General features: G+C 40.3%; 8 protein-coding genes. All 8 read right to left on the bottom strand.

Translation table 11 applies throughout. The features are described 5' to 3' along the window. Positions 1 to 59: 59 nt before the first annotated feature. The 8 genes from ACT29I_RS04245 to ACT29I_RS04210 all read right to left on the bottom strand — a co-directional run bounded on the left by ACT29I_RS04245 (position 60) and on the right by ACT29I_RS04210 (position 13,046). A complete protein-coding gene (locus ACT29I_RS04245) occupies positions 60 to 1,964 on the bottom strand; it encodes a sensor histidine kinase (protein WP_430931539.1) in 1,905 nt (634 codons plus the stop codon). A 583-nt stretch (positions 1,965 to 2,547) separates the two neighbouring features. Further along, positions 2,548 to 4,212, bottom strand: coding sequence for a uridine kinase family protein (locus tag ACT29I_RS04240; protein ID WP_430931538.1), 1,665 nt, complete (start codon positions 4,210 to 4,212; stop codon positions 2,548 to 2,550). Positions 4,213 to 4,497: 285 nt separating this feature from the next. Then, entirely contained in the window at positions 4,498 to 7,374 is a 2,877-nt protein-coding gene (gene uvrA / locus ACT29I_RS04235) for an excinuclease ABC subunit UvrA (RefSeq protein ID WP_430931537.1), read from the bottom strand. A 152-nt stretch (positions 7,375 to 7,526) separates the two neighbouring features. Further along, positions 7,527 to 8,573, bottom strand: coding sequence for a lytic transglycosylase domain-containing protein (locus tag ACT29I_RS04230; RefSeq protein WP_430931536.1), 1,047 nt, complete (start codon positions 8,571 to 8,573; stop codon positions 7,527 to 7,529). Positions 8,574 to 8,936: 363 nt separating this feature from the next. Beyond that, positions 8,937 to 10,037 (bottom strand): 4-hydroxythreonine-4-phosphate dehydrogenase PdxA, encoded by a 1,101-nt coding sequence (gene pdxA / locus ACT29I_RS04225; RefSeq protein ID WP_430931535.1) that lies wholly within the window; start codon positions 10,035 to 10,037, stop codon positions 8,937 to 8,939. A 111-nt stretch (positions 10,038 to 10,148) separates the two neighbouring features. Then, positions 10,149 to 11,585 (bottom strand): leucyl aminopeptidase family protein, encoded by a 1,437-nt coding sequence (locus ACT29I_RS04220; protein ID WP_430931534.1) that lies wholly within the window; start codon positions 11,583 to 11,585, stop codon positions 10,149 to 10,151. Between the two features lie 64 nt (positions 11,586 to 11,649). Next, positions 11,650 to 12,048: a hypothetical protein gene (locus tag ACT29I_RS04215; RefSeq protein ID WP_430931533.1), complete on the bottom strand. Its 399-nt coding sequence runs from the start codon at positions 12,046 to 12,048 to the stop codon at positions 11,650 to 11,652. After that, entirely contained in the window at positions 12,045 to 13,046 is a 1,002-nt protein-coding gene (locus tag ACT29I_RS04210; RefSeq protein WP_430931532.1) for a DUF4837 family protein, read from the bottom strand. The genes ACT29I_RS04215 and ACT29I_RS04210 overlap by 4 nt, the downstream gene beginning before the upstream one ends. Positions 13,047 to 13,089 lie beyond the last annotated feature (43 nt).

The raw sequence follows: 13,089 nt of genomic DNA, 5'->3' as shown, positions 1-13,089 counted from the left end.
AACGCCTCAAGATGTCTCCTTAAATATATAATAATATGGGTAAAATTCATTTGTATTATTTAGAGCGTAGGATGAATGTGCGGTACAATGAATAAAAAGGTAGATCCCTTATCCTGTTCGCTTTCAAACCATATTTCACCACCCATTAGGTTTATGATTGATTTTGAGATGTTTAAACCAAGACCAACGCCGCCGTGATGGCCCATGTACACTTGATCTAACCTCCTAAATCTTTCAAAAACAAAAGCTTTGAGTTCCTGGGGTATGCCTATTCCATAATCCTTTACGGAGAACAGGCAATACTGGTCGTGGTTAAGTTCGTAATCATAAAGGTTTATTTTAGCGATGATCTCGTTTTTGGTGTAAAAATGATAGCTTAACGTTATTGTTCCGGTGTAGGAATATTTAATGGCGTTGTTGATCAAATTTTGGATAATCTGGTTCAATCTAAACTGATCGACATAAAGATTTTTTGGGCCTCCTTCGGGTATCTTCAATCTCAGTTTGAGTTTTGTTTTTTTTAAGCGTTCCAATTGATCCTTATTTCTATTAATGAGCCCGTCCAAAAAGGTGGGCAAGTATACTTCCCTATAATTTAGTTTTAGTTCGTTGGAGTCAATTAGTGAAAGATCCAGAACATCATTGATCAATCGTTCCAGAATTTGCGAACTGTCATGGATATGCTTTATGAAATCGTTTAGTTTCTCATTCTTGTTCTCAGTCTTTAAAATATCGGAAAATCCGATTATCGCATTTAGCGGTGTTCTTATTTCGTGCGAAACGTTAGCAATAAATGACGTTTTTACTGATTCTGACTGCAATGCCCTATCTCTGGCATCCTCAATCCTTTTTCGGTATCGTTTCTGATCCCTGTTATTTAAAACTAAAATGATAATGATAGCGATACAGGCAGCGATAAATAAAAAGTTGATGTATATCAGTTGTTTAAATTTTAAAAAAATAGAATCAGGCTTGTTAACGATTATGGCATCGCGGGGTAATAATTCCTTGTCAACATTAAATCGTTTTAGTTCTGCGTAGTTATATACCAGTTTTCCTTTGGGATGGATAATACGGGGACTGATTTTGTTGCCGTTAAGTATTTTAATCACCATTTGGGCAGCGGTACGACCGTGAAACATGCCTACGTTTTCTTCACCTCCAACAATGTTATCAATGCCGTCACGAATATGTGATCCCGAAAAAATGGGAACGTCCAGGGGGTCTTCAATTTTGTTCAGTATATCGGAATAAGGCCAATGGGCTCCTAATTGACTAAACGTTCTGCTAAAAAGATATACCATATCGTTTTTACCCAAAGAATTAAGGATACGGATCAACGTGTCTTCGTTACTACTCATTATTGTTTTGTAGTCGGGCACTCCAAATTCTTGCGCGTATTTGGCTACAGTTTCTTGATTCAATGAATCTGTATGAGATACATTTGAAAAGACATATACGTTTTTTCTGTCGGGGAAGAGGCGATGCATACTATAAAAAACATGTTCTAATCCTCTGCCTTCAACAATGCCGTAGGCATGTATCTGGTTAAATTGATAATCATCAATGTTCCTGATACCCGCAAATACCAGTGGTTTGTTTTTAAAAATAATTGAATCCTTATGGCTTAGGAAAAAATCAAGTGCGTTATTGTCGGAAGTAACAACAATATCAAAATTAATATTGGTGTATTTGCTAATAAGGTATTGGTAGAAGTAATTAAAATTTGGTTGATATGTAAGGCGTTTGGTGTCCATAAATTCGATATAGTACTCCAGGTCACCACTTTTGTCCAGTTCCGTTTTAAACCCTTCGGTCAAGTCATCCGTCCAGGGTAAACCGATACTATAGGAATTTATATAGAGAATTTTTTTATGATTTGGTTCGGATTGGGCAAACAACCCCCGTACTAAACAAAATAGTATTAAAATAAACAAATATAATTTGAAGGTGGCAGTTTTCACTTTCTTAATTTTGAGAAAAGTTAGTGAAAATGTTGATATATGGAAAGTTTTATTTTTTCAACCCTTGACCAATGGGATGAATTGTCTGCTTTATGGGGACATTCTAGTTAGATGGAATCTGTCGTCGGGGCTGTTTTCTATATTGAACTTACGGATTGTAAGTAGTGCGAACTAGTTACCCCACCTTTTACCCCGACGGTCTTATCCAATGGCGAAGGACTAACGTAAATGTTGAAAAAACGGTTTAACCCGCCATATGCATTAGAAAATCTATTACCCATTGAAATTGTTTCAAAACAAGACACTCCGCTGCCTCACTTCAACTCACCAGAACGATGCTCCCGAAAGTAATCCGGACAAGTGATGCCTCGTTTGGGTAATGCCTTGTTTTATTGTACTTGCCATGCTCATGACGAACCTCCAATACATAATCCGGGTTCAAGCTTGTTAACGATCATTTCTTCTTTTCAGTGTTGTTTTTTTATAGCAATTTTCATTTTGAAGATGGTTTGCTTGTGCAACATGGGCTTAGCCTCTTTTGGCTACGCCGAAAACTTACGGAGTGTTTTTTAGGAGGAAAAAACTAGTATTTAAAACTGCTTCCTCCCAAAAACTCCCTAATAATGGAGGTGGGTGGAATGTTTTTGGCCTGAATACTATTAAAATAGCTAAAGAAATATAACAACCTGTTCGCCTCGGCACGTTCGGGCTTATTGTGGGGGACCTCAAGTAACATGGGTTCCACCAGGGGCTTCAGAACAGCCAGTTCGTATAACAGCGCGGTGTTGAACATGACATCTGCTTCTTCCTGGTATGGGAAAATATGCTTGTCTTCGCCTCTTCTCACACTTTGCCATCGCGAAAGGGTGTCTACAGCCGAATAGCTCCTGTATTTGTAGTCCCTGACTATTCTTCTGATAAGTCGGTTATCGGTGGTGGGTATCCTGTTGTGGTTGTCGATGTTGATGGAAGTAAGTGCCGAAACATAAATCTTGAATTTAAAGGAATCATGGATGTTACGGGTTAATTCCGGGTTGAGACCGTGTATACCTTCAATAACAAGTATGTCGTTCTTTTTTAATCTCATCTTGGTGTCGTCGTAAAACCGTTTCCCCGCTTCAAACGAGAATTTGGGCAAGTTGACTTTCTCTCCTTTTAAAAGCAGTGTTAAATCCTGGTTGAACTGGTCGATATCCAGGGCTTCCAACGCTTCAAAGTCGAATTGGCCGTTTTCGTCGAGCGGTGTTTTTTCGCGGTCTACAAAATAATTATCCAGAGATAAGGTATGTGGTTTAAGTCCGTTGACCATCAGTTGTATAGCCAGACGTTTGCTAAAGGTGGTTTTTCCGCTTGACGAGGGGCCGCTTATCAAGATGATTCGGACATTGTCCTTTCGTTCGGCTATCATATCCGCAATATGACCTATCTTTTTTTCGTGAAATGCTTCCGATACCTTAATAAGGCGTTGGGCCTTGTCGTTCTTTTGCAACGTGTTTAAATCGTGAATATTGGTGACCTTGAGCACTTTGTTCCAGTGGCTATACTCCTGAAAAATCTCGAACATCTTGTTTTGAATCACCAGGTCCTCCACTACTTCCGGTTCAAAACGCTTGGGGATCTGCAGTAAAATGCCATTGTAGTATTTGTTGACATCGAACACTTTCAGATATCCTGTTGACGGAACCAAATAGCCGTAAAATGAAGCCACAGCATCTTTTAGCCGGTAGTATGAGGTGTAGTTCTGACCTCTGCTTTCCAACAAGCCGATTTTATCATCAAAGCCCTGTTCGTTAAAAAGCGCTATCACTTTTTCAGTTTCTTTCTGGAAATATTCAAATGGGATATCTTCTGTTGCCAGGCTGCGCATATATTCGGCCACTTCCGCTACCTGGTCAAAGGTAACCTCACCGGGGCTGTCAAGTTCGCAGTACACGCCGTTTGAAACCGAATGTTCCACTCTGAGTTTTGTGCCTGGAATTACACTTTCAACGGCATAATATAACAGAAACGACAGACTCCTGATGTACATACGCATACCATCGGGATTGGTGATATCAATAAACTCAACCGTTTTTGGGTGAAATATTTCATAGGGAAGCTGTTCCAGGTTATTGTTGACCAGGGCGCCTATTATTTCACTTCGGAGTTGAATGTTATGGTCTTCGGCTATTTGTTTTAATGTGATACCCCGTTTATAACTTTTGTAGGTGTTGTTGTTTAGGCATTTGATTTCTATTTGTTGACTCATATGGGTGATTTTAAGATTTTATTGTGTTAAAATAGTAAATACTTACAGATGCATCAAACTTTTATACATGTGTGGTCGGAATAAGGGTCGGTCATTAGTTTGAAAGCTTTGATATTGATGTTGGTGGCATCTCATATTTATAGAATAGTCCGTTAATAAAATAACTGATTTCAGCAATTAGCAAGTATAATGTACGAACTGTTTATATTCGATGTCGCTGTCTGTGGGGAAAAGACGGGGAGACGTTTTATATCTTGCTTTTAATTATTTGTATTTAGCAGACCTCTAAACTTTATCCCTGGCTAGTTCAAGCGCCAGATATTTGGCCGTAAAGCTTTCCTGGTTGTTAACGACCTCTTCGGGTGTGCCTTCGCAAAGAATTTCGCCGCCAAAGCGACCACCTTCTTTTCCGATATCGATGATGTAATCAGCTACTTTTATAACATCCAGGTTGTGCTCAATAACGATAACCGTATTCCCTTTATCTACCAGTCTGTTTAGTACGTCTAGCAACACCCTGATATCTTCAAAATGCAATCCTGTAGTTGGCTCATCTAAAATATAGATCGTTTTTCCCGTATCTTTTTTTGCCAGTTCCGAAGCCAGTTTAACGCGTTGCGATTCTCCTCCGGATAAGGTAGTGGAGGGTTGACCTAAGGTAATATATCCCAATCCCACTTCTTTGATTACCCTCAGTTTGTGCGCTATTTGTGGAATGTTTTCGAAAAAGTCTACCGCCTGGTTAATGGTCATGTCCAGCACATCGCTGATGGATTTTCCTTTGTATCTCACTTCCAGGGTTTCGCGGTTGTAGCGTTTGCCGTGGCACTCGGGACATTCCACCATCACATCGGGCAAAAAGTTCATCTCAATCACCTGAACACCTCCTCCTTTGCAGGTTTCGCAACGGCCACCGGTCATGTTAAAGGAAAAGCGCCCCGGTTTGTAGTTCCTTATTTTTGATTCAGGAAGGTTGGTGAACAACTTTCTTATTTCATCGAAAACCTTTGTGTAGGTTGCCGGATTCGATCGTGGTGTTCTTCCTAACGGAGATTGATCCACATCTACCACTTTGTCCACTGACTTTAAGCCAACAATTTTTTCAAAGGGCAACGGGTCCTTTACCGAATTGTACACATGTTGGTTTAAAATCGGATAAAGTGTTTCGTTTATTAACGTGGATTTCCCGCTGCCAGAAACTCCGGTAACACAAATAAACTTACCCAAGGGAAATGTTGCAGTAACATGCTTTAGGTTGTTGCCGCAGGCATTGTGCAGGACCAATTTTTTACCGTTCCCTTTTCTTCTCTTCTCCGGAATTTCTATGGATTTTTTGTTATTCAAATAATCCGCTGTCAACGTGTTTTGTTGAATGACTTGCAATGGCGTACCCTGAGCAACAATTTCACCGCCATGTCTCCCCGCAAATGGTCCCATATCAATCAGGTAGTCGGCTTGCATCATCATATCTTTATCGTGCTCCACCACCAAAACGGAGTTACCCGTATCCCTTAATTGGTGCAGCGACTGAATCAACTTATGATTGTCGCGCTGATGTAACCCGATGCTCGGCTCATCTAAGATATAAAGTACATTGACCAATTGAGAGCCTATTTGCGTTGCCAACCTTATTCGCTGGCTTTCGCCACCAGACAAGGTCATGGCGCTTCTGTCCAGGGCGAGGTAACCTAACCCTACATCTAACAAAAAGCCAAGACGGCTTCGGATTTCTTTCAATATTTCTGCCGCAATTGCGTTTTGTTTTTCACTTAAATGCGTTTCAATACCTTTAAACCATACTGCCAACAGGCTTAAATCCATCTCGGCCAATTCGGCGATGTTCTTATTGTTCATCTTAAAATGCAAGGCTTCTTTGTTTAATCTTTGTCCGTTACATTGGGGACAAATAGAATTGGTAACAAATTGACCGGCCCATTTTTTAGCTTTCTTGCTGGTGTCGTTGGTCTGTTGCTGCAATATGTATTTGATAACCCCGTCAAAGCTTATAAAGTAATTGGAACTGGTTCCGAGGGGTGTGTTTTTTAAGGTGATCGGTTCGCTTGAGCCGTTTAAAATTGTGTCCAATGCCTCTTCGGGAAGATCTTTGATAGGGGTTTTTAACGTAAAGTCATGTTTTTCGGCCAGGGCTTCGATCTGCCAAAAGATAAGTGTGTTTTTATATTTCCCCAAAGGAGCTATTCCTCCGCCATGAATACTAACCTTATCATCGGGAATGACCTTTTCAATATCAACAATGTTAATAGTGCCGAGTCCTTTACATTTGTTACAGGAACCTTGTGGTGAGTTAAACGAGAAGGAGTGGGGTGCAGGCTCGTTGTACGAAATTCCCGTTGTTGGGCACATTAACTTTTGCGAATAAAACTTGGCCTCATTGCTCTTCACGTCAAGCATCATCATTATGCCTTTACCATTTTTCATGGCCAGATCGAGTGAGTCGGAGAGTCTTTTTTCTTCCTTATCAGAAACTTTAATGCGGTCGATGACCATTTCGATGCTGTGGTTTTTGTACCTGTCTAGTTTATAGCCATGCTCCAGCTCTACTATTTCGCCATCCACACGGGCATGCAAAAAACCTTTTTTTCTGATTTGCTCAAATAGTTCTTTGTAATGCCCCTTTCTGTTTTTAACTAGAGGGGCAAGAACCATTACCTTTTTGCCATCAAAGTTATCCTTAATCAAGGAAAGTATTTTTTCCGTCGTGTACTTTACCATCTTCTCACCCGTGTTGTACGAGTAGGCATCTGCAGCACGGGCATATAATAGTCTTAGGAAATCATAAATCTCGGTGATGGTTCCGACGGTGGAACGTGGGTTTTTATTGGTTGTTTTTTGCTCAATGGAAATAACGGGGCTTAATCCGGTAATCTTGTCAACATCGGGCCGCTCCATGTTCCCCAAGAATTGTCGGGCGTAAGCCGAAAAGGTCTCGATATATCTGCGTTGGCCTTCCGCATAAATGGTATCAAAAGCCAGTGAAGATTTTCCGCTTCCGCTTAATCCGGTAATGACTACCAGCTTGTTTCGGGGGAATTCTACATCAATGTCCTGTAAATTGTGCACTCTGGCTCCCATTACGGAAATCGTTCCGTTCTCCACTATATCTGCATCGGAGTGTTCAATTATATCTTTTTTTGTACCCATATCTCGCAAAAAAAATTTTAACAGGCAAATATAAGAACAAATCACTTTTGTTCTTTGATATAGCGTTTTTAATGTGAGGTTTGTTTAAATAAAAAAAGCGCTGACATTAAATGCAACGCTTTTGATTTATCATTGTGATTTTTTTGCTGAAGTTACTTCACCCGCAGTCCTTGTGTTTTTAGTTGAATCTGGTTTCCGTTGATACTATGGGCAGGGATTGATTCAGGTGTAATGGGATTTTCTATTGGCTTTTCTGCTTTTAGTGCATTTACCGGCAATTGAATTTCATAACTTCTCTTTCGACTATTTGTCAGTTCATTATCCCTCAACCAGGGATTTAAATCCTTTAACTGTTTGTAGGAGATGTCAAATTTTTTGGCAAAAGTTGCTATGTTGTGTATCGTGCTGTCCACACTGACCTTTTCTGTTTTTAGGTACGGATACATATCCTCTTTGTCAACATGAAATCCGTATTTGTCGGGATCGGAAAGGATTTCCTTCAGGGCGATGATACGATAAACATATCTGCCTGTTTCCTCGCCTAACAATAAGTTGTAGTAATCGGAAGCTTGCTGGCGGTTTAATTGCTTGCTAATACCGGCTTTGCCTGCATTGTATGATGCGGCAACCAACGTCCAGTTCTGATATTTGGCATAGGACTTTTTAAAATACTTACATGCGGCAACTGTTGCTTTTTCAAGATGATAGCGCTCGTCTACTTCACTGTTCACCTCTAAACCATATTCGCTACCTGTGCTTTTCATGAATTGCCAAATCCCTGCAGCTCCTGCCGGAGAAATAGAACGGGGCATCAATCCACTTTCAATAACCGCCAAATACTTAAAATCATCGGGAACACCGTGTTCTTTCAAGATAGGCTCGATAACCGGGAAATAGCGATTACATCGTTTAATGAATAAAACTGTTTGCGACTGCCAATACGTATTCACCAATAATTCCCGGTCGAGGCTTTCCCGTACCCAATGTTGTTCAATCGGAACTCTTTCGTTCGCAAAATTGATACTGTCGGGAATCTTCAAGCTAAAAATAGAATAATTGTCCTTAAATGTAAGCGCTTTTTCAACCGTGGGCGTGGGCGATGATGAAAAAGTAAATAATTGTGTTACGATATAAAGCGCTATGATGCTTGTAGATATTGATAATATCTTGATGTACCCCGATGTTTTTTTGCGTTTCATGGTTTATCCCCTCCTTGTTCGTTGTTAGCACTAATTTATTGAAAAAATTTAAGATAATCCCAAAATTATCATTTGTAAATACCCATTGAGAAATTCCAATAAGAAAAATCTAATCGTTTCGGAAAACTGATTAGTAAGATTTTCTATCGGGACGGCAAAAGCCTGCTGGCGTTAGAAAATACTGTATTTTCTAACAGCCGATCTCGGATAATAAATAGTTCTTGTTTTATCGGCTTAAAATAATACGTTCAAATGCAAATTTTGTTTTGAAATTATCCAACAAACTACTTTTGGGTTTTTCGCAAGCGGTTTGTAAATAAACTGGCAGTTGTGATGCAGATGGCCAACAGTGGATGACGTACCTTAACGTTGTCCTTCTTCTTCGCTGGGAACCCTGTCATCCAACTTATCGTCCATTTTACTGATGTCGTAGGATCGGAGCGGGTTTTTCGATAATTCTTTATGGGATTTTCTATTCCTGTAAATATCGATAGCCGAATAAACCGCCTGCCTAAACGATTCCTCATCCGCCTTGCCTTGCCCGGCAATTTCAAATGCTGTTCCATGGTCGGGCGAAGTTCTGACAACAGGAAGGCCAGCCGTGAAATTGACTCCAGATGAGAATGAGATAGTTTTAAATGGTATTAATCCTTGGTCGTGGTACATCGCCAATATGGCATCGAACTTTGAAAGGTTATTTGACCCGAACAATCCATCGGCCGGGTAGGGGCCAAGCGCCATGATGCCTTTGTTTTTGGCTTCTTCAATGGCAAGAATAATCACGTCTTGTTCCTCCTTACCGATTAATCCTTCGTCTCCCGCATGCGGGTTAAGACCCAAAACTGCGATCCTGGGTTTTCTGATGGTAAAATCTTCCCTTAACGATTTATTTAGGATTTTTAGCTTGCTGACAATTTTTTCCTTTGTGATGTTTTTTGATACATCGTTTAAGGGGATGTGACCTGTAACCACGCCTACTTTTAATACATCGCTGATTAACAACATCAAAGAACCACTGGTACCAAATTCAGCTTCCAGGTATTCCGTATGTCCCGGAAACTTAAAGTCATCCGACTGAATATTTTTTTTGTGAATGGGCGCTGTAACCAGCACGTCAATTTTCTTTTCTTTAAGGTCGGAAACAGCTTTACTTAGTGCGGCGTATGCCGCTTCACCACCCATTTTAGTTGCTTTGCCCAGTTCAACCCTTACACTGTCGTCTACGCAGTTGATGATGTTGGCACGTTTGGGATGTGCCTCATCCGCTGTTTTTATGTTGTTAAGGCTAAAGTTTGAAATGTTTAAAGTTTTGCGGTGATAAGCAGCTACCTTCGACGAACCGTAAACAATTGGTGTGCACATATCAAACATTCTGATATCGCTCAACGCCTTGAATATAATCTCGTAACCAATTCCGTTTATATCGCCGTGGGTTATTCCCAATCTTATTTTATCTGTCCTCATGAATTCTTTTTTTACAGCCAGTAATTAATCCTTTTCACGTATTGTCTTCCTCCATAAATATCTGGTGGGGCTTAAATATCGCCATTTTTGCGGAACTATCCGGTTAAAAGGCTATTTTTTTGTTTTTGCTTTGAAAAACTGATATAACAAACGAACACCAACTCCGGAAGCTCCTTTTCCGCGATAGCTGCTCTCTGATAAATGAAATGCCGGACCTGCAATATCTAAATGTACCCAAGGATAATCCACAAATTTCGACAGGAATTTACCCGCCGTGATGGAGCCAGCTTCTCTTCCCCCAAGGTTTTTAATGTCTGCAATATCCGATTTTATTAACTCATCATAATCGCTCCAGAACGGAAATTTAACGATTCTCTCGTGCGTTTCAAATCCAGTTTTTTCCAATTCGTTAAATGTCTTCTCATCCGCAGTTCCCATAGCAACGGTACCATACTCACCAATAGCCATTACCGCAGAGCCTGTCAAGGTGGCCAGGTCAATTACCAGTTCCGGTTCGTATTTGTTGGCATAGCTCAGGGCATCGGCCAAAATCAGCCTTCCTTCAGCATCAGTATTTAATACTTCAACCGTTAATCCGTTGTGCATGGTTAGGATGTCACCGGGAACGTAGGCATTTTTGCCGGGCCGATTATCGGTGGCAGGAACCAATCCAATCACATGAACCGGAAGCTTGTTTTTGGAAATGGCCATCATCGTTCCTATTACAGAGGCTGCCCCGCCCATATCGCATTTCATCGTATCTAAACTTCCAGGTGGGGTTTTTAGGTTAATGCCGCCAGTATCAAAAACAACTCCCTTACCCACCAGTACATATGGTTTCTCATTGACTGCATCCTCCGGTTTCCACTCCATTACTGAAAAAGTAGGAGGGTCAATGCTTCCTTTGTTAACCGCCAATAGCCCACCAAATTTAAGCGCTTCTATCTTGGCTATGTTGAAAACTTCAGCGTTAAAACCATCTTTCCCCGACTGATTGAGGATAAAATCGGCTAATTGTGTAGCATTGAGTTTGTCGACCGGTTGGTTTACCAAATCGCGCGTTAGAAATACGGATTCAATGATATTGTTTAATTCGTTGATTTCGCATCCGGTAACTGCAGTACTCGCAATGTTAATTTCTTTCAGTTCAAATTCCTCGTCTTTCTTTTCCGTTTTGTACCTCACAAAACTATAGGCGCTCAAGGCAATTCCTTCCGCCAATGCCAGGGCTTGGTTTTTGTTGCCGATAAGGTCTATCAATGAAAATTCCGAAACTTCTTCAGCTTTGAGTTTCTTGAAGATAGCGTTACCGTCCTTTCGTATTTTCTCGTTTTCTTCGTTTCCTTGTTGGTTGGTGAAACGGATAAAAACCTGTTGCGACAGTCGGTTTATATGAACCAGGGTTTTTTCCTTAGCGGTTTTGCTCTGGATATATTCAATCTCTTCTTCGGAGAATTTAAAATCGCTTAATGTGGATAAATCATTCACCAAAAAAACTAAGTGTTTTTCGTGGTTGATGTCAATAGCGTTTTTTATTATAGGATGCATATGCTTTGTTTAATGTAGTTCAGTATTCAGTATGGAAGAACGTATTTATAACTGGATTGTTCTCCTAATCTAATTCCAACCGGTCGCGGTTACTGTTTTGTTGCCTGAAATAATCGCGGGTTATCACTTTTTTTAGTTCGCGGTGAATGATTAACTCGGTTAAAACCTCGCTATAATCACTGTCCTGCATTTCTTGTTCGTACAGCATTATTTGTTTTTCGCTAATATCGATACGATACAGGAAATGCATGAAGCGATCCTGACTGTCCGAAATTAATGATGCCACATGAACTTTCATCTGTTCGAACAATTCTTCATAAAAAATTTCTGCTTTTCCCGAGAAATGTATTTCCAGTCCGAACTCGCCAAAATCTTTTTGAATCTGCCTTCCGGTTTCAACAATAAGCTCATTTTTACGGGAAGCCTGTTGTAAATCGGCTCGCGATGTTGCAGGGAAGTTCATGGTTGTTCCTTTTTAACTGGTGCATACGAGTATAAAATGGCTTCTAACTGACGAACCATATTTCTTTTTTTGGGTTTTTGAGGATTGTAAGAATAACCTTCCGTAATGATCAGCTTATTGCGTTTGGTGTTGTGATGCACCATGGTAATGAATGGGCCACCCATCATATCGCCTTGTACTTTCCATAAACCGCGAAGCACTACGGTGTTTGAGTCGGCAGGTGTTTTAATTACTTGATAGTTAATAGGGAATTGATGTTCCGTTGTCATGTAGGAACCCGCCGACGGGCCGGGAACATTTTTCATCATTGTTTCGTCCCGCTTGTTTAACAGATACTCTTTTGAGAAGCTTCCTTCGCCAACGTAATCAATTTCATATATCAACAATCCTAAACTAGAAATGCTGGTTTCTTGCGACATCCATAAAAAACCGTCCACTTCTTTTCTTAGGCTAAAGTCGAGAGGGACTTCAATGGATATCCCAAATTTTTCCTTTACTTTATTTTTCAGCTCTTTGTTAAAAGTAGTTTTGAAATATTTAGTTAAGCGCTCCCGTTCGGCTTTAGCGAAAAAACCTACCAGCTTTAATTCGTTTTCCTCCACTAATTTTTGCATGGAGGCATCGTCCTTGGCATAAATACGTACCAGGGCCTGTTGTTTGGCCCAAGTGCCCGTATGGAAATAAATACCTTCTTTTTTAACATTTTCACCCACTTCCACTACTACAATATTCCGGTAGGTTTTCATAAAGTCGGATAACGACCTGTGCGGGATAACCGAAACATCAAACATGGGTTCCTCTTGCGGCAAACCAATCATAGGCTGCACCATCATGTCCCATAATTTTTTCCCGGCTTCGGTCTTCTTTACCACATCGTTCATGACTATAATCATGACACCTGCGTTGCCCGAAGGGTTTGGTTTATGCGAATTGGGTTTTGTTTTGCAACTGGTGGTTATTATGGATAAAATAAATAACAAATAAACTAATTGTTTCATATTTTTAAATTTAATATCTGTTTTTTACTATAAACTTCTTGTA

It is taken from the genome of Saccharicrinis sp. GN24d3 (assembly GCF_052400645.1).
Taxonomy (GTDB): domain Bacteria; phylum Bacteroidota; class Bacteroidia; order Bacteroidales; family Marinilabiliaceae; genus Saccharicrinis.
The sequence above is the reverse complement of the archived record's forward strand: the minus strand, read 5'-3'. Positions and strand labels throughout refer to the sequence as shown.

Bases quoted from the DNA above. Each gene is read 5' to 3' on its own strand.
- ACT29I_RS04210 (WP_430931532.1), bottom strand. From the start codon at position 13,046: ATGAAACAATTAGTTTATTTGTTATTTATTTTATCCATAATAACCACC.
- ACT29I_RS04215 (WP_430931533.1), bottom strand. From the start codon at position 12,048: ATGAACTTCCCTGCAACATCGCGAGCCGATTTACAACAGGCTTCCCGT.
- ACT29I_RS04230 (WP_430931536.1), bottom strand. From the start codon at position 8,573: ATGAAACGCAAAAAAACATCGGGGTACATCAAGATATTATCAATATCT.
- ACT29I_RS04240 (WP_430931538.1), bottom strand. From the start codon at position 4,212: ATGAGTCAACAAATAGAAATCAAATGCCTAAACAACAACACCTACAAA.
- ACT29I_RS04220 (WP_430931534.1), bottom strand. From the start codon at position 11,585: ATGCATCCTATAATAAAAAACGCTATTGACATCAACCACGAAAAACAC.
- uvrA (WP_430931537.1), bottom strand. From the start codon at position 7,374: ATGGGTACAAAAAAAGATATAATTGAACACTCCGATGCAGATATAGTG.
- pdxA (WP_430931535.1), bottom strand. From the start codon at position 10,037: ATGAGGACAGATAAAATAAGATTGGGAATAACCCACGGCGATATAAAC.